The sequence below is a fragment of the Halothiobacillus sp. DCM-1 genome (assembly GCF_045689735.1).
Lineage (GTDB): Bacteria > Pseudomonadota > Gammaproteobacteria > Halothiobacillales > Halothiobacillaceae > Halothiobacillus.
The window spans coordinates 425,410-444,494 of record NZ_CP142685.1 but is presented as its reverse complement, the minus strand read 5'-3'; the positions used below and the strand labels follow the sequence as shown (position 1 = coordinate 444,494).

The 19,085-nt window shown below is 59.7% G+C and carries 12 protein-coding genes; 3 read left to right on the top strand and 9 right to left on the bottom strand.

Features of this window, described 5'->3' with window-relative positions; genetic code table 11:
• Positions 1-149: 149 nt before the first annotated feature.
• Positions 150-431: a pyrimidine/purine nucleoside phosphorylase gene (locus tag VOI35_RS02150; protein ID WP_407276262.1), complete on the top strand. Its 282-nt coding sequence runs from the start codon at positions 150-152 to the stop codon at positions 429-431.
• Positions 432-596: 165 nt separating this feature from the next.
• Entirely contained in the window at positions 597-2,051 is a 1,455-nt protein-coding gene (gene dacB / locus VOI35_RS02145; protein WP_407276261.1) for a D-alanyl-D-alanine carboxypeptidase/D-alanyl-D-alanine-endopeptidase, read from the top strand.
• Positions 2,052-2,059: 8 nt separating this feature from the next.
• Here dacB and VOI35_RS02140 read toward each other — a convergent pair whose 3' ends face one another.
• The 3 genes from VOI35_RS02140 to ppx form a co-directional block, all read right to left on the bottom strand.
• Positions 2,060-3,412 (bottom strand): HD-GYP domain-containing protein, encoded by a 1,353-nt coding sequence (locus VOI35_RS02140; RefSeq protein ID WP_407276260.1) that lies wholly within the window; start codon positions 3,410-3,412, stop codon positions 2,060-2,062.
• 175 nt (positions 3,413-3,587) lie between these two features.
• Positions 3,588-5,309, bottom strand: a complete 1,722-nt coding sequence (recJ, locus tag VOI35_RS02135; protein WP_407276259.1) for a single-stranded-DNA-specific exonuclease RecJ — start codon at positions 5,307-5,309, stop codon at positions 3,588-3,590.
• A gap of 56 nt (positions 5,310-5,365) precedes the next feature.
• Positions 5,366-6,880: an exopolyphosphatase gene (gene ppx / locus VOI35_RS02130; RefSeq protein WP_407276258.1), complete on the bottom strand. Its 1,515-nt coding sequence runs from the start codon at positions 6,878-6,880 to the stop codon at positions 5,366-5,368.
• Positions 6,881-7,065: 185 nt separating this feature from the next.
• Between ppx and VOI35_RS02125 the strand changes: the two genes are divergently transcribed.
• On the top strand, positions 7,066-8,916 hold the full coding sequence (locus VOI35_RS02125) for a phosphodiesterase (RefSeq protein ID WP_407276257.1): 1,851 nt from the start codon (positions 7,066-7,068) through the stop codon (positions 8,914-8,916).
• 16 nt (positions 8,917-8,932) lie between these two features.
• Here VOI35_RS02125 and VOI35_RS02120 read toward each other — a convergent pair whose 3' ends face one another.
• The 6 genes from VOI35_RS02120 to tkt form a co-directional block, all read right to left on the bottom strand.
• Positions 8,933-11,563, bottom strand: coding sequence for a diguanylate cyclase (locus VOI35_RS02120; RefSeq protein WP_407276256.1), 2,631 nt, complete (start codon positions 11,561-11,563; stop codon positions 8,933-8,935).
• Between the two features lie 294 nt (positions 11,564-11,857).
• On the bottom strand, positions 11,858-12,922 hold the full coding sequence (gene fba / locus VOI35_RS02115) for a class II fructose-bisphosphate aldolase (protein WP_407276255.1): 1,065 nt from the start codon (positions 12,920-12,922) through the stop codon (positions 11,858-11,860).
• A 90-nt stretch (positions 12,923-13,012) separates the two neighbouring features.
• A complete protein-coding gene (gene pyk / locus VOI35_RS02110; protein WP_407276254.1) occupies positions 13,013-14,488 on the bottom strand; it encodes a pyruvate kinase in 1,476 nt (491 codons plus the stop codon).
• A gap of 152 nt (positions 14,489-14,640) precedes the next feature.
• Positions 14,641-15,825 carry a phosphoglycerate kinase gene (locus tag VOI35_RS02105; protein WP_407276253.1) on the bottom strand — a complete coding sequence of 395 codons (1,185 nt, stop codon included), beginning with the start codon at positions 15,823-15,825 and terminating at the stop codon, positions 14,641-14,643.
• 128 nt (positions 15,826-15,953) lie between these two features.
• Complete coding sequence (gene gap / locus VOI35_RS02100; RefSeq protein ID WP_407276252.1) at positions 15,954-16,955, bottom strand: type I glyceraldehyde-3-phosphate dehydrogenase; 1,002 nt, start codon at positions 16,953-16,955, stop codon at positions 15,954-15,956.
• A gap of 87 nt (positions 16,956-17,042) precedes the next feature.
• A complete protein-coding gene (gene tkt, locus VOI35_RS02095; protein ID WP_407276251.1) occupies positions 17,043-19,031 on the bottom strand; it encodes a transketolase in 1,989 nt (662 codons plus the stop codon).
• Positions 19,032-19,085: the final 54 nt, after the last annotated feature.

Sequence of the window (19,085 nt, the reverse complement as noted above, 5' to 3'; positions counted from 1 at the left end):
GCATCCCACCCGGTGCGTCTGCCCGAACGCCACACAATCCCGTACACTATGTGCGTTTGGGGGCAGGGATGCCCCAACGCGACAACGACACCCGTCGTTGATTTGCGACCCCCCATTTCGTTCTCATTCAACCCAACCCGGAGCATCCTATGGCCATCACCCACAACCGTTTTTTCAACGACACCGTGCAATCCCTGCGTTTCGATCATGGCGCGGCGGGTGCCACGGTCGGCGTGATGCTACCGGGCACGCATGTGTTCAACCTCAAGGGGCCGGAAACAATGACGGTGGTCGCCGGTGAAATGTTCGTCTCCATCAACGATGCGGCCGAGTTCACCGCCCCGGCCGGCACCCGGTTTGAAGCCCCCGCCGGCAGCAAACTGCAAATGCGCTGCACGGTCGATACTGCCTACTTCTGCCAGTTTCACTGAACTTTGCTGCGAAATCGCCGCCTGATTGTCGATGTTTCACCCAAAACACCCGGCGGCGGCTTCGCATAACGAGGCAAGCCGGGGATTCGTTTCAACCACTGCGCGCAGCGCCCTGAACCGAAGCGCCCGCCCCAGATTTTTCACATGAGCCGCACAGGTACTCCGATGACGCTGCGACCGTTTCTCCGGCATTTCACCCTAAGCCTTCTCATCGCACTGCTGCCCCTCTCGCTTGGCCGCACGGCGCAAGCCGCCGAAGCCGTTCCCCCCGCCGTCATCGCTGCACTCAAGCAACAAAAGCTCAATCTGGATGACATGGGCGTCTGGGTGCAGGCCGTCGATAGCCGCAAACCCCTGATCGAACATTTGCCGGATCAACTGTTCACGCCTGCCTCGGTGATGAAGCTGGTCACTTCGGTTGCCGCGCTGGATATCCTGGGGCCGAACTATCAATGGCCAACCCGTGCCTATGCCGATGCCCTGCCCGTCAACGGCGTGATTCACGGCAACCTGTACATCAAGGGCTCGGGCGATCCGTGGTTTCGCAGCGAAGATCTTTGGGATTTGGTGCGCCAATTGCACGACCTCGGGGTGCGGGAGATCACCGGCGATCTCGTGCTGGACAACAGTTATTTTGATCTCGGGCCTGCAGACCCCGCCGAATTCGACGGCCATCCGGAACGCGTCTACAACGCCCTGCCGCAGGCACTCCTGCTCGACAACCGGGCCACGCGGGTGCTGATCGCGCCCGACGGTCAGCGCGGGGAACCGATCATCAAGGCTTGGCCGCCCAATCAGAACCTCACCGTCAGCAACGAGATGAAGCTCGTGCGCGGCAGTTGCAGCGGCAAGAACAATCAGCCCGCCATCGCGGTCATCGGCTCCGATACCGATACCCCCAAACTCAATATCACCGGCACGATCAGCACCGACTGCCAGCCCGACCAGTTCTATCTCGTCGCCGGCAATGCCAACGATTCGTTCTATGCCGCGTTCGCCAAACTGTTTGCCGAACAAGGCGGAAAACTCAATGGCCACTGGCGCGAGGGGCTTTTGCCCAAAAATGCCGTCTTTCTCGCCCAGCACAATTCCGAGAACCTGACCCAGTACCTCTACCTGATGAACAAGTGGTCGAACAACCTCATGGCGCGGCAGATTTTTCTCACGCTCGGTGCCGAGATCAAAGGCGCACCGGGCACGCTGGAAAAATCCAAGGCCACCATCGCGCAATGGCAAAAGGAGCAAGGCTTCAACTGGCCGGGATTCGATATCGAAAACGGCTCGGGGCTATCGCGCAAGGCCCGCCTGAGCCCGCGCATGCTGGGTGAGCTGCTGATGCACGCCTGGCAAAGCGCCACCATGCCCGAGCTGATGGCCAGCCTGCCGATTGCCGGCATCGATGGCACGATGCGCAAACGGATGCGGGGCGAACCGGCACGCGGCATGATTTACCTGAAAACCGGCACCCTGCGCAATGTACGCTCCGGGGCGGGGTATATCCTGACGGAGTCCGGTCGCCGCTATGTCATCGTCATCATGCAGAACGAAACCAATGTCCAGAATGGCGGCGGAACCAAGGTGCAGGATGCGCTGCTCAACTGGCTGTACAAAAACGGCTGACCGAGGGCTTACAGCGTTCGCTTGAGGGCGGCCACGAAATCCCCATCGAGCGCATCGCCAGACTGTTCATCCAGAATCGCCAGCGCCTGGGATAAAGGCATCGCCCCGCGATAGGGGCGCTCGGCGGAAATCGCATCGAAAACATCGGCCACCGCAATCATGCGGGTTGCCACATCAATCTGGCTGCCTTTCAAGCCATGAGGATACCCTTTGCCATCGAGCCGCTCGTGGTGCCCGGAGGCCACCGGTGCCAGAGATTCAAACACCCCGAGCCGCGACAGAATATCCAGCGAATAGACCGGATGCCGTTTGACCTCGGCAAATTCTTCGTCGGTTAGTTTGCCCGGCTTATCCAGGATACGGTTGCTAATTCCCAGCTTGCCGATATCGTGCAACAACGCCGCCTGCCGCAACCAGAATAACTCTGCCTCGCCAAGCCCTGCTTCCCGGCCAATCCGCTCGGCATACTGGCATACCCGGCTGCTGTGACCAAAGGTATACGGGCTTTTGGCATCGATCACCGCAGCAAAAGCGCCCGATAGGCGCGCCAGCTCTGCACTGCTGATTTCCCGCACGCATTCGGGCGGCTGCAGGGCCACGATCCGGCCGGCAATATCCGGGGCACGCAAACCATCCCAAAACGCCTCATCGAGCGCGAGTCGCTCCATCTGTTCGACGAGCTGCGGGTCAAACCAGCTGCCACGGCGGGCGCGGATGGCGTGCAGCGCCGCCGGCACACCGCCTTCGGCAAAAAACACCTCCACCACCTGCGATATCAGCGCAATGCGTGAAAACAGCGGGATGTCCTCGCCCTTCAGCCGATGCGGATGACCCTGCCCATCCCAATGCTCGTCAAGCCCGCGAATCGCATCACAAACTGTGGCAGAAAAGCCCAGTTGCTGCGCTATTTCCGCCCCCTGTTCGCAGCGCGTCAAAAACACCTCCTGACCGATCTCCTCGCCCTTGCCCACCAGCCGAGCCAGAATCGGCAACCGCTCCAGCCAGGTTTGCCCTGGCGCGACATGAGAAATCGCAAATTTGACCAATTGATCCACCCGGCTGCTATCGAGCCGTTTGTAATCGCGCTTGAGCAACCGGTCATCGCATCGATAAATGCTGTAGATACGCGCCGCGTTGCTGGAACAACCGGCATCTTTGAGTAACAGGGTGTAATACAAATCGTCTCGGGCGTTGGCATCGATCTCCAGCTCGCGCGCCAGATGCATCCCGATCCAGCAGCAGCGCTGGGCATGTCCAGCGGGCATCCCCTCTGTCAAATCCAGCGCGTGGGAGAGCGCACCAATGATTTCGGATTGCCGCAGCTCACCGACAATCCCGCTCAATCCTGTCGTCAAATTCATCGGATGACTCGCTCATGAACGCTGAAAAACCTCAATGAGCGTAGTTGAATTTACCGAGAACGCAATGGCCATCATCCAGCCGATGACGGCGCGGGTGCAGATCCATCAAAAACCGGGAGGAAACGCTGGATAAATCAGCCCTGTTACATGACGCAAGTCATTGCTTTGCGATTCTTCAAGCGGGCTGGGCGGTCACCACCACGAGCTGCAACTGGGTTTGTCCGCGGAAATGGTTGAGATTCAACCGGTAGGCAATCCGCCAGTAGTTTCCCGGCGGGGCGTCTGCCCCGACCCCGAACCAGATCGCGGGCAGTGCAGACACCCCGCCCACGCCTCGGCTCGCCGACCCCTGACCGACGGGAAACAGCGGCTGCACGGTCAGTTTGAGGTGCGCCCCGTCTTTGAGCGGGGTGGTATTCAAGACTTCAAACACCCCATCGAACACCGGTTCCGGGCAGTCGGCACCCCAAGGCAGGGCATCCACCAAGGATTCAGCAAAGGCCAGACTAAACGCCTCCGCCGGCAATGCCCCATCACTCCACACCGTCGCCGATTCGGGAAAACCCGCGAGTTTGGGCGCCAGCACGGCGGCGAATTCCGCGCGGAATGCCGCCAGTTGATCGTGCCGCAGCCGGAGCCCCGCCGCCATCGCGTGCCCGCCAAACTGCGCGATCAACCCCGGCGCACGGGTGGCCATCTCGACCAGAACATCCCGAAGATGCACGCCGCCAATCGAACGCCCCGAGGCTTTCAGCCAGCCCTGCGGTTCCTCGGCGTTCTCCGGCGCGAACACGAACACCGGCCGCTGCCAGCGATCTTTCAAGCGCCCGGCAACAATGCCGATCACGCCATGATGAAAGCTGGGATCGAACACCACCCAGTCCTGCGGGTTCGTGGGGCGTTCAGCCATCCCTGTCGCCGGGATCGGTAATCGTTCGAGCATGTCTTGCTCGATCGCGCGGCGCGCCTGATTGACCTCATCCAGCGCCCGCGCGAGCTGGTGCGCGCGCGCCGGATCGTCACACAACAGGCATTCAACACCTTGGCGCATGTGCTCCAGTCGCCCCGCCGCATTCAGCCGAGGCCCCACCACAAACCCGAGATCCCCACTGCGCGCAAGCCGCGGATCTTTACCGGCCACCGCAAACAGCGCCAGCACCCCGGGGGAGGCCTGCATCGCACGAATGCGCGCCAGCCCTTGCGCGACCAGACGGCGGTTGTTGTCATCGAGCGGCACCACATCCGCCACCGTGCCCACCGCCACCAGATCCAGCCACTGCGCGAGATTGGGGCGGGGGCGCTGCTGAAACCAGCCAGCGGCGGTCAATGCCTCCCGTACGGCGGCCAATACATAGAACGCCACGCCCACACCCGCGAGCGCCGACGAAGCAAAGGTCGAACCGACCAAATTCGGATTCACGATCGCATCCGCGGCGGGCAAGGTTTCCCCCGGCAAGTGGTGATCGGTGATGACCACCGTCGCGCCCAGTGCCTTGGCGGCACGCACGCCGTCGAACGCGGCAATGCCGTTATCGACGGTGAGAATCAGACCCGGAGGGGCATTTCCCTCGGCCAGCCAGTCCGCCAGCACCGCCGCCGAAAGCCCATAACCGTGGCGCTGCCGATCCGGCAAGGTGAACTCCACCCGCGCCGCGCCGAAAGCACGCAGGGCGCGCAGGCACAGCGCCGTGGCGGTCGCGCCATCGGCATCGAAATCCCCCACGATCAGGATCGAATCGCCGCGCATGATCGCGGCCGCCAGGCAAGCGGCCGCCGCCTCGATGCCCGGCAGGTCGTGGTGAGGCAGCAGGCGGGCGAGCGAACAATCCAGCGCCGAGGGGTCGGTAATGCCCCGATTCAGCAGCACCGCCGACAAAACCGGCGACAAATGCGCCATCGTCGCAGGAGTCGGCCGCGACGGATGCCGTGCGATGCGAATGGATGGCACAGGGCTTATTCGAAGCGGAGCTCAAAACCGGCCTGGGCGAGATAGGCCTGCTCCAACTCCAGATCCACCTGGGTCAGCGGCCGGTTGGCCAACCATTGCTTGCCAAACGACAGACTCACCTGTGATCCCGCAACCCGCACCGTCAATTTGGGCAGCTTGGGGCTGACCGAACGGTCGCGATGCAACAACACCGCCAGACGCATTACGATGGATAAACGCATGATGCGAAGCCGCAACCGTTCATCCACCGGCTCGAAGCGTTCGGCCTTGAATTTGCGCCGGTGGGTATGCACGAGGCTCGCCACGATCGCCTGCGCCGCTCGGGTCAACCCCGGCATATCGGCATAGGAGAGGATATATGCTCCGTGATGGTGATAACCCATATGGCTCACGGCGAGACCAATTTCATGCAGCAGTGCGGCCAGATTCAGCCAGTCAGCGAAGCGCGGGGCATCGATCGCCTCCGGCTGGCAAGCCAGATCCCAGTCATCCGCCACCTGCGCCAGCAGCGCGGCGGCCGTGGTGGCCACCCGCTCGGCATGCGCCACATCCACGGTGAACAGGCGCTGCAGACGCTGCACCGTGGCGCGGCGGATATCATCATGCTCGCTGCGGTCGATCCAGTCATACACCAACCCCTCGCGCAGCGCGCCATCGCTGATGAACATCCGCTCGATTTGCAGGGCTTCAAACACGGCCTGCATAGCAATCAGCCCACCGACAAACACCGGCTTGCGATCTTCCGACAAGCCCGTCAACTTGAGTCGGTCGAGCGAACCGGCCGCCAGCACGGCCGCATTGATCGCCGCGAGCGCTGCGGGCGTGATCGTGCCATCCCCCCAGCCATTGGCTGCCGCCACCGCTGCCAGGGACCGCGCCGTGCCTGAACTCCCCACCGCCCGCTGCCAGCTTTGCTGCAAATACGCCGCCTTATAGGGGCTGAGCTCCAGCTCCGCCCGATAACGGGCATGTTCCAGCCGGCTGCGGGTAAACACGCCATCCGCGAAAAAATCCCGCATCAGCGCCACGCTCCCGATCGGCGCGCTTTCCATCTGCAGGGGCGTGAGTTTTTCCCCAAGGATCAGTTCGGTCGAGCCACCGCCGATATCGACGACCAACCGCCACCCCTCCAGCGGCGGTTCGGTTTGCGCCACCCCGAGATACACCAGCCGTGCCTCTTCTCGACCCGCAATGATTTCAATGGGATGCCCAATGGCCTTTTCGCCCCGACGCAGGAACACCGCCCCATTCTTGGCCGCCCGCAGGGTATTGGTGCCGACGATGCGGACACTGCCCGGCGGCATCCCCGCAAGCCGCTGACCAAATCGCGTCAAACAGCCGACCCCGCGCTCGATCGCCTCTTCGGACAAAAAACCATCCGGCTGCAACCCGCCGGCGAGCCGCACCATTTCCTTCATGCGATCAATGACTTGAATCTGCCCTTCATGAACGCGGGCAATCAGCATATGAAAACTGTTCGAACCCAGATCAACGGCGGCAACAATCTGGTCGGCAGTCATGCTCAGGCTCCTCGGGGAAAACGGGCGCTCATTATCGACTGAAGCCCCTGCATAAAACAATTCTTGCAAGCGCCCCGCCGCGTCACGGCTTTGTCATGGCCAGATGAAAGCATACTTCGTCCTGCAACAATAGGTCGGCGACCGATACAACCGCACGCAGTGCTGTGCGGAATGGAGATTTGATCATGTCGGCACCTTCATTCCAGCCCTTCCTCTTGCCCGATGCACCGGCCATCGGCGCACACGACCGGATTCAGCGACTCATCACCGCCGCCGATACGGCCATTGCTTTTCAACCCTTCATCGATGTGCTCAACCATCAGGTGCATGGTTATGAAGCGCTGGCGCGCCCCGCCGCGCAACAGGGCTTTGCCGACATCAGCCAGCTACTCCAACTGGCGTCCTCTGCGGATTTGCGTGCCGCGTTGGAACTGCATCTATGCCACCAGGCCATTCAGGCCTTTCATCAACAGCAACTGAATGGACGGCTGTTTCTCAATCTGTCGCCGGAGGCCCTTGGGCACGCGGATTTCTCTGTCGAATCGCTGCTGGATGCGCTGCGCGCCGTCGGCCTGCCTTTTTTAAGGGTGGTGATCGAGCTGACCGAGCAACAAGCGACCGACCACCCCGAACGGCTGCAGGCCAACCTGAACCGCCTGCGCACCGTGGGGATTCTACTAGCGCTGGATGATTTTGCGGCCGGCTATAACGGCATGCTGCACTGGCTGCATCGCCAGCCCGACATCGTGAAAATCGACCGGGCGCTGTTGAGTGGTATCGACCGCATCCCGAAAAAATACCGCTTCGTGCGCGCGGTCGTGCACTTGGCCAAAGAGTCCGGCGCGCTCATCGTCGCCGAAGGGATCGAGCACATGAACGAAGCCCAGGTTCTGGCCGGGCTGGGCGTCGATTTCCTGCAAGGCTATCTGTTCGGTCGTCCGGCGATCGACCCGGTACGCGCCCTCGAACCAGAGATCATCGCGTCACTCACCGGACACTGCCGCTGTACGGGCGGGCAGGATTGCCAGATCGATCAACTGATTCAGCCCGCCCCCGCCATTCAATTGACCGAGCGCATTGATGAGGTCATGACCCGCTTTCTCGACGACCCGGAGCTGCGCGCCTTGCCGGTGCTGGATGGTGCCTTGCCGGTGGGGATCGCCTGGCGGCATGATCTGATGAACCTCTACGCCACGCCTTATGGCCGCCCGCTCAACGAACGGCGATCCATTAGCCGGTTGATGGATCGGCGACCCGTCATCGTCGATCAATCAGAATCCCTCACCGCCCTCAGCCGACGCATCAGCGAACGCGATCACCGCAATTTCCATGATGTGTTTATCATCACGAGAGGACGGGAATACGCCGGCATCGGGCAACTCATTGATCTTCTTAGATTGTTCACGCAGGAGCAAATCCGTCACGCGCAACACCTGAATCCGCTCACCGGCCTGCCGGGCAATGTCCCGATCATTGAAACCCTGCGGCAATGGTTGAACGAGGAGATCGACTTTGTCCTGGTGTATGCCGATCTGGATTATTTCAAGGCCGTGAATGACTACTACGGTTTTCAGCGCGGTGACCGGATGATCGGTTACCTCAATGATGTTCTGAAAAACCACTGTCATCCCGCGCGGGATTTCTTGGGGCATGTCGGGGGCGACGATTTTGTGATGCTGTTTCGTTCAGCCGACTGGCAGGCGCAATGTGCGGCGATTCTCGAAGCATTCGATGCCGGTATCGCGCAATTTTACGATGCCGATGCACAGGCGCGGGGCGGCATCGAAACCACCGACCGGGAAGGGCGATTCCGCCATTATCCCTACTGCAGCCTGACCCTGGCGGCCTTGCCTTGCCCCGCGCCCTGCCCGATCTCCGTCGAGGCATTAACCGAACAGGCCAGCCACATCAAAAAACAAGGAAAACAGATCCACGGCAGTGTGCTGGAAATCGGGGCCATCTCCGCTGAACACCCAATGCCCGCCCCCCGGCTCGAACCGGCTTTTGCCCCCCACGCCGACCGGGTGACGCGCTGAAAACCACCCCGCCCGCTCAATCCCGAGGATTGACCATCAGCACGCCGTCGCTGGACGGCGTACACGCTTCCGACAGCGCCTCACAGCCACAAACCTGATTCCGACCACCCGTTTTCGCACGGTACAAGGCTCGATCCGCCAAATTGAGCGCCTCACTGGCATTCTGTGCCCCTTGCAACAGGTCGCAGACGCCAATGCTGACCGTGCACCCGATCTCGACCGTCCCGTCACTCGTGTCGATTGGCACCCGCAACCCCTCGACCGCCAAACGCAAGCGATCCGCAATTTCAAAGGCGCCCCGACAAGGCGTATTGGGCAACAAAACCGCGAACTCCTCGCCACCCAAGCGCCCGCAGACATCGGGCTTGCGCAGCATCTGACGCAAAAGTTGGGCAAATGCCCGCAAGACGGCATCCCCCGCCGCATGGCCGTGCGTGTCGTTGACCCGTTTGAAATGATCGAGATCCAACATCATCACGCTTGCGGGCAGGTGGTAACGCCCGGCACGGGAAAACTCCTCATCCAGCCGATCAATAAACGCACGCCGGTTCGGCAGCCCCGTCAGCTCATCGGTCGTCGCCAACTGCGCCAGCATGGCCTCATGGCGCTTGATCTCGCTGATATCGGAAAACACCACCACGAGGCCATTTTTTTCCACATCGAATTCATCGGGCAGCACGGCCACCGACCAACGCACCGGGAAAAACCCTTCACCCTGCCGATAAAAAGCCGACTGCACCCCACCGCGGCTGCGGCCATCGGTCAAGGCCAGCAGAAAGTGTTCCTGCGGCAACTGGTTGTCATACACCAGCGTCGCCGAACGCCCGGTCACCGACTGACCCGACAAGCCTAGGAGCTGGCGCGCCGCCGGGTTGGCAAAACTCAAGAGCCCCTCGGCATCCACGCCAATGATACCTTCGGCGACGGTGCGCAAGATTGCCGCATCCCGCCGGCTCGCCCGAGCGACGGCACGCTCGGCGGCGACCCGCTCGGTCACATCCTGCAGGCTGCCCTCGATCCGCAAAACCTCCGGCGACGCGGACAATCGCCGGACGGACCACGCCATCCAGCGTTCCTGTCCATCACGCAGGCGCATCAAGACATCCCGGCGAATGTCGCTCAAGACCCCCTGCGCTAGGTCACTGAGTAGGCCAATCAAGCGCGGGCGATCAGGCACTGCCACAGCCGCCATCAAGCCAGCGAAAGGCTGCAATACTGGGGGCAAAACCAACCCGGGCTCCGGCGGCTGTTCGAGCGCGAACCAATGCCGTAGGCGCTCCGATCCGTTGAGCTGCCCCTCGGCCAGATCGGCCGTGAAATCTGCCAACCGCGCCACACCGAGCACTTGTTCCAGACGATGGGTGGTGCGTTGGAGCGCAAGGAACTGCTGGCGTTGGGCGGTAATGTCCGTGGCCAAGCCGATGAGCATCGTCACGGCGCCTTCCTCATCGAAAATCGGCGTCAACACCATATCCAGATAGCGGGTGACGCCCCGCCAATCGCCATACTGGACATAATGCAGCGGCGCGGCCCGTCGCACGCACTCCCGATAGTTCGCCGTGATCCAGTCGGCGAGATCCATGGGGAGCATTTCATGGGGCCGGCGACGGGCAAATTGCCCCGGCACCAACCCGGTGATTTCTTGATGCCGCCGGTTATGGGCCAGAAACATGAAGTCGCCATCCGGCTCCACGCCCACCACAAAAATCAGCGCATCGGCATGATCAAAAATCGAGCGGTACAACTGCTCGCTTTCCCGCAAGCGCTGTTCGATCAAGACTCGCTCATGAACATCCCGCGTCACCGCCTGCAATGACGCCCCGGCGACGAAGGGCTCCCCCACGAACCGGGTGAAGCGGCTTTCCATCCAGCGCCATTCGCCCGTTGGCAAACGCAGCTGATAAATCAACGCACGGTCGAGCCAAGATTCCGCACCCTGTTCACGCAAACCAAGCCAGGCTTGCCAGGCGTCCGGATGGATGAATTCCGCCAGCGAACCGCTCAATAATTGCTCGGGTTTATACCCCAGCAAAGCGCGGGTTGACGGTGTAAGCCATAACAAGCGTCCATCGGCCGAGTGCAGCGAAATGATTTCTTGCAGATTTTGCGTGATGAGACGATACCGCTGCTCTTCGCGTTCGAGCTGCTGGCGCAACTGCATTTGCGATTCGATGTTGAGCATACTGCCCACCAACCAGCGCGGACGCCCCGCGTCATCCCGAATGACCCGGGCGGAATCCCCCACCCACACATACTGCCCCCGGCCATTCAAAAAACGATACCGGCGCAGCCTGCCTTCATCCGGCCAGTGCAGATAATCCGAGGCTTGCAGCACCGCAGACAAATCTTCGGGGTGGAGATGCGCTTGCCACCAGGCCATCGGCTCGTCAATCTGCGCCGGATCATGCCCGAATACCGTCTTGAGGTTTTCACTGAGTTGATCCCGCCGGGGCTCGCCCGGCGTCGGCGCCAAATCGATCCGATACAGCACCACCGGACTTTCTGCCCACCAGGGCAAGCCCGAGTCCGCTTCGGTTGGCATGACCACCGACGACGGACGGCGAGCCGACGGCAGCCAGAACCAGAATAAGGCCACCGCGATGACCGCCAGCCAGAACCATTGTGCTGGCGGCCATGCAAACGCCAAACCGACTGATGACAATAAAATAATGCCGGTGGGAACCAACGTCGGCAGTGCCCCGAACCGCCGCGATCGGCCAGGACTTATACCGGACGGTGTTGCTGGTTTCACTGTCATGCGCGCTCCGACGAATTCGGTGACCGGTTTAACCGCCGGAAGATAACACGGAATATCACTTGAATCATGCAGCCGACGAATAGCCTATAAGAATTTTCAAAACAAAAAACCCGCCATTTTGGCGGGTTTCGTCGCGACCTGGCATCGTCCGGTCGCTCGGTCTTCGTCAATACCCTCTGGGGGTTATTTAATCTGCTGCTTCAGGCTGCCAGACTCGTACCGCTTGTACATGTCTTCCAGGTTGATCGGCTTGATCATCGAGCCTTTGCCTGCGGCGCCGAATGCTTCGAAACGCGCTTGGCAAATGCCTTTCATGGCCTTGGTCGCTTCTTTGAAGAATTTACGCGGATCGAAGTTGGCCTTGTTTTCCGCCAAATGCTTGCGGATCGCGCCGGTCGATGCCATGCGCAGATCGGTGTCGATGTTAACTTTGCGGACGCCGTGCTTGATGCCTTCGACGATTTCTTCAACCGGCACGCCATAGGTTTGACCCATGTCACCGCCGTAGCTGTTGATGATTTCCAGCCAATCTTCCGGCACAGAGGAAGAACCGTGCATTACGAGGTGGGTATTCGGAATGCGGGCGTGGATTTCTTTGATCCGGTCGATACGCAGCACTTTACCGGTCGGTTTCTGGGTAAATTTGTAGGCGCCATGGCTGGTACCGATGGCGATGGCCAGCGCATCGACATCCGTCAGTTTGACGAACTGCGCGGCTTCTTCCGGATCGGTCAGCAGCATGGAGTGATCCAGCTCACCTTCCGCACCGTGGCCGTCTTCTTCGCCCATTTTCCCGGTTTCCAGTGAACCCAGGCAGCCGAGCTCGCCTTCGACAGAAACCCCAACAGAGTGCGCCATTTCGGCCACTTTACGGGTGACATCGACATTGTATTCAAATGAAGACGGGGTTTTCATGTCCGGCATCAGCGAGCCATCCATCATGACGGAGGAAAAGCCTGACTGAATGGAACGGAAGCACACGCCCGGATCGGCACCGTGGTCTTGATGCATGACCACCGGCACATTCGGATACATTTCGATCGCCGCCAACACGAGGTGACGCAGGAAGGGTTCGCCCGCATAAGAACGCGCCCCTGCAGAACCTTGCAGGATGACCGGGCTGTCCACAGCCGCCGCCGCCTGCATGATCGCGTGGATCTGCTCCATGTTGTTGACATTAAAGGCCGGCATACCGTAGTTGTGTTCAGCCGCATGATCGAGCAATTGACGAAGTGAAATGAGCGCCATCAAGCTTCTCCCTATTCAAGTTAATTAAACAAAAACTCAGTCCCAGCATCCGGCCATACTTCGAATGCACAGCCGGACGATATTGCGGATTTATTCGACGCCGAGCAACTGGCCAACCCGCACAATTTTCATGGCATTTGTGCCCCCCATATGCCCCATGAGATCCCCCTTGGTGATGATGACCAAATCGCCATCATCCAGTCGCTCCATATTTTTGAGCACATCGATCACCATCCGGTTGACTTCGGCATGATCCGTACTCGAATACGGGAAATGCACGGCCTGAACCCCGCGATAGAGCGCGCAACGCCGCGCAGTTTCTTCACTGCGGGTAAAGGCATAGATCGGGATTTCGGTACTCACGCGCGACATCCACAGAGCCGTTGCACCGGATTCCGTCAACGCCACGATTGCCGCAACCGACAGGTGATTCGCGGTGTAAATCGCTGAATAGGCAATCGCCTGATCCACCCGTTCAAACGGAATATCCAGCGGCGGCTGATTGCGCTTGGCATCGATTTGATATTCGGCACGATGACAGATACGCGCCATGGTTTCGACCACTTTGATCGGATGCTGACCCGCCGCCGTCTCGGCCGAGAGCATGACCGCATCCGTGCCATCGAGCACGGCGTTGGCCACATCAAACACCTCCGCCCGGGTCGGAATCGGGTTGGTGATCATCGTTTCCATCATTTGCGTTGCCGTGATCACCGGGCGATTCATGTCGCGGGCAATACGGATGAAGGCCTTCTGTACCGCCGGCAGCTCGGCATCGCCGATTTCCACCCCCAGATCGCCCCGCGCAATCATGATGGCGTCTGAAGCCTGGATGATCTCCCGAATGCAATCGATGGCTTCGGCGCGCTCGATCTTGGCCACGATATGCGCGCTGCACCCCGCCGCCTGCAGCAGACGACGCGCTTCGTGAATATCCTCACCGGAGCGCGGAAACGACACGGCAATGTAATCCACCCCAATGGCGGCGGCCGTCTTGATATCTTCCCGATCCTTGTCGGTGATCGCCGGCGCAGACAACCCGCCGCCCTGGCGATTAATGCCTTTGTTATTCGACAGCTCGCCACCCACCACGACGGTGGTGTGAATTCGATTACCGACCACTTTTTCGACCCGCAACACGATGCGGCCATCGTCCAGCAGCAGCACATCACCCGGCTTGGAATCGGTCACCAGCGCTTTATAGGTAATACCTACGACGGTTTCATCGCCTGCATCCCGATCCAGGTCAGCATCCAGATCAAAAGCGGCACCATTAGCCAGCGTGACTTTGCCGGTTTTGAAGCGGTCGATACGGATTTTCGGCCCTTGCAAATCCCCAAGAATCGCCACATACCGGCCTTGTGCCTGGGCAGCCGCACGCACCATGTCCGCGCGGTGCTGATGATCAGCGGGCTTGCCGTGGGAGAAATTGAGTCGAACCACATCGACACCGGCGGCAACCAGCCCGGCAATCACCTCCGGGGTGTCGCTGGCCGGCCCCAAAGTCGCGACGATTTTCGTCCGGCGCGTGGTAGAAAGATAACCCGGCGGGTTCATCGTGTGCATGATGGATCCTTAACTGAAGATCGTTGGCAGCAAACCACCGCTGCCCGTGCAAGAACGCTCGGCACAGAATGTACCTGAAAGTTTGGTACTACGCGCATACTGTCTCATCGGACGCCAGAGGCTCGAACCAAAACGAGCCCCACAACCCGTCATCAACCGCGGGCGCGTTCTTCAAGAATCGCCACGGCAGGCAGGGTTTTTCCTTCCAGATACTCCAGAAACGCCCCGCCCGCAGTGGAAATGTAACTGACCCGATCATAGATATCGTACTTCTGGATGGCGGCAATCGTATCCCCGCCTCCGGCCAGCGTGAATGCCTGAGTATTCGCAATCGCCATCGCGATGGTTTTGGTGCCTTCGCCAAACTGATCAAACTCGAACACGCCAACCGGGCCGTTCCAAACGACGGTACCCGCGCGCATGATGATGTCCGCGAGTTCTTGCGCAGATTTTGGCCCGATGTCGAAGATCATGTCATCTTCGGCAACCTCGCCCACAGCCTTGAGGACAGCCGGTTCATTGGCATCGAATTTCTTGCCACAAACGACATCCACAGCAACCGGAATCCGTGCACCACGATCATTCATTTTGCTCATCAGCGCCTGCGCAGTCGGCACGAGATCATTCTCGCACAGTGACTTGCCGACTTCGCCGCCCGCCGCTTTGATGAAGGTATTTGCAATGCCGCCCCCGACCACCAATTGATCCACTTTTTCGGACAGGGATTCGAGTACCGTGAGTTTGGTGGATACTTTCGAGCCGCCCACGATGGCGACCATCGGTCGCGCCGGGTTGGCCAACGCTTTATCCAGCGCCTCCAGCTCTTCAGCCAGCAATAAGCCCGCACAGGCGACCGGCGCGTATTTGGCCACGCCGTGGGTAGAACCCTCAGCACGGTGCGCCGTACCAAAGGCATCCATCACGAACACATCACACAACGCCGCATATTTTTTGGCGGTTTCATCGAGATTTTTCTTCTCGCCGACATTGAAACGCACATTTTCCAGCAGCACGACTTCGCCAGCGGCCACATCAAAACCGCCATTGACCCAATCACGAATCAAGCGAACCGGCTTGCCCAATTTAGCGGCCATGTCCGCCGCAACCGGTGCCAACGAGTTCTCTTCGGAATACACACCCTCTTCCGGCCGCCCCAAATGCGAAGTCACCATGACCTTGGCGCCTGCGTTCACGCAGTGAGCGATGGTGGCCATTGAAGCGGTAATCCGCGCATCCGAGGTCACCTTGCCATCTTTGACCGGCACATTCAGATCGGCACGAATCAACACGCGCTTACCCGCCAGATCGAGATTGCTCATCCGCAGAAAATTAGCCATCACTCACCCCTTGCAAACAATATGAAAATGAAAACAGTTGGGTTCAATCCGCGTGAACCGAACGGCTCTCTTGTCAAGATTCCGCCAGAATTCCGGGCATCCGTTCGCACCGATGCCCGGTTAACCGGTTAACCGATCGCCTTGACCATGCGCATCAGGTTGCAGGTGTAACCATATTCGTTGTCATACCAAGCGACCAGCTTCACGAAGGTGGAATCCAACATGATGCCCGCAGTGGCATCAAATACGGAGGGGGCGCTTACACCACGGAAATCGGTGGATACCACGGCCGCATCGGTGTATCCCAACACCCCTTTGAGCTCACCTTCGGAGGCAGATTTCATGGCCGCACAAATTGCGTCATACGAAGTCTCTTTGTTGAGCTCGACCGTCAAGTCGACCACAGATACATCCGAAGTCGGCACACGGAAGGCCATCCCCGTCAGCTTGCCTTTCAGTTCCGGCAGCACGACACCCACGGCCTTGGCGGCACCCGTCGAGGACGGGATGATGTTTTCCAGAATGCCACGACCACCGCGCCAATCTTTGGAGGACGGACCATCCACCGTTTTCTGGGTTGCGGTTGCCGCATGCACCGTCGTCATCAGGCCGCGTTTGATGCCGAAGGCGTCATGCAACACCTTGGCCATCGGCGCCAGACCGTTGGTGGTGCAGGAAGCCGCAGAAATAATGGATTGACCTGAGTAGGTCTTGTGGTTGACGCCATAAACGAACATCGGCGTGGCATCCTTGGAGGGCGCCGACTGCACGACCTTTTTCGCGCCTGCTTTCAAGTGTGCCTGGCAAGATTCTTCGGTCAGGAAGAAGCCGGTCGATTCCACCACGACATCAACGCCCACTTCACCCCATTTGAGGTTGGCCGGATCGCGCTCGGCAGTCAGGCGGATTTTCTTGCCATTCACGATCATGAAGTTCCCTTCGACAGACACTTCACCCTTGAAGCGACCGTGAACGGAATCGTGTTTGAGCATGTAGGCCAGATAGTCCGGCTCCAGCAAATCGTTAATGGCAACGATTTCGATATTGGCAAACTCAGCCTCCTGGAAGGCGGCGCGGAACACCATGCGACCAATGCGACCGAACCCGTTAATACCTACTTTGATAGTCATCTCTAGAACCCCTGTTAAACAATTTGTAATGGATGACGGCGCGCCTGACGACGCGCATCAGGGCACCTTCCGCTGAACCGGATAAAATCAGCCCAAGGACTTGGCGGCGGCAACCACATTGTCGACCGTGAAGCCGAACAGTTTGAACAGCTCACCGGCCGGCGCTGATTCGCCAAAAGTATCGATACCGACCACTTTGCCATCCAGCCCGACATATTTTGCCCAGAAACCGGTCACGCCGGCTTCCACCGCCACGCGGGCACGCACCGAGGACGGCAGTACCGACTCACGATAGGACGCATCCTGTGCGTCGAATACTTCAGTGCAGGGCATGGAGACGACACGCACCTTCTTGCCCTCGATCTTCTCTGCCGCCGCAGTCGCCAGAGAAACCTCGGAACCCGTGGCAATCAGAATCAGATCCGGGGTGCCCACGCAATCACGCAGCACATAACCACCGCGCGCGATGTTGGCGATCTGCTCCGGCGTGCGGGTCTGGTGAGCCAAGTTCTGCCGAGAGAAGATCAGGGTGCTCGGCGCGTCACGGCGCAGCACGGCAGCCTTCCAGGCCACCGCTGATTCGACTGCATCGCAGGGGCGCCAGGTATTCATACGCGGAATCATGCGCAGAGTGGCGATTTGCTCGACCGGCTGGTGGGTCGGGCCGTCTTCGCCCAGACCGATGGAGTCGTGGGTATAGACGAAGATCGAGCCGATCTTCATCAGTGCCGCCATGCGCAGGGCATTACGGGCGTATTCGGAGAACATGAGGAAGGTGGCCGCAAACGGGACGAAGCCACCATGCAGCACCATGCCGTTCATGATGGCCGACATGCCGAATTCGCGCACGCCATAGTGGATGTAGTTGGCATCCGATTCGGTGGCAGACAGGGCACGGCAACCTTTCCAAGTGGTGAGGTTCGAGGGCGCGAGATCCGCTGAACCACCAACCAGCTCCGGCAACATGGCGGCAATCGCGGTGATGCTATTCTGTGACGCCTTGCGGCTGGCGATGGTTTCACCTTTGGCAGCCACCTCGGCAATGAACGCGTCCATTTTAGCTGCCAACTCGGCCGGCAAATCACCCGCCAGGCGACGCTTCAGTTCGGCGGCCTCGACAGGGAAGGCTTTGGCATAGGCGGCCATCGCATCATTCCAACCAGATTCCAGCGCAGCGCCTTTTTCCGTAGCATCCCAACCGGCGTACACCTCAGCCGGGATCGCGAAGGGCTCATGGTTCCAGCCAAGATTCTCCCGGGTAGCTTTCACTTCGGCTTCACCCAGTGCGGCACCGTGGCAATCATGGGTGCCGCACAGATTCGGCGCGCCAAAACCAATCACAGTTTTGGTGCAAATCAGTGTCGGCTTGTCGTTGACCGCACGCGCTTCACGAATTGCCGCATCAATGGCCTCGGCATCATGGCCATCGACATTGCGCACCACATGCCAGCCATAGGCCTCAAACCGACCCGGCGTATCGTCGGTAAACCAACCTTCGACATGGCCATCAATCGAAATGCCATTGTCGTCATAGAAGGCAATCAGCTTGCCGAGACCCAGCGTGCCCGCCAGCGAACAAGCTTCATGGGAAATGCCTTCCATCATGCAGCCATCACCTAGGAAGCAGTAGGTGTAGTGGTCGATGATGTTATGGCCGGGCTTGTTGAATTGCCCCGCCAGCATTTTTTCCGCAATCGCCATACCCACGGCGTTGGTGATGCCCTGACCCAGCGGGCCGGTCGTGGTTTCTACCCCGGCGGTATAGCCGTATTCCGGGTGCCCGGGCGTTTGCGAGTGCAGTTGGCGGAAGTTCTTCAGCTCATCCATCGGCAGGTTATAGCCGGAAAGATGGAGCAGCGAATAAATCAGCATCGAGCCATGACCATTGGAGAGCACGAACCGGTCACGGTTTGGCCATTGTGGGTTTTTCGGGTTGTGCTTGAGGTAGCTGTTCCACAATACCTCAGCAATATCCGCCATGCCCATCGGGGCGCCCGGGTGGCCTGAATTGGCCTTCTGCACGGCGTCCATGCTCAGGGCACGAATCGCATTGGCCAGCTCTCTACGCGTAGACATTAGGTCTCTCCAGTTTGATGAAAATTCGGTATTCGCGTCATCGCGAGTTTTTAA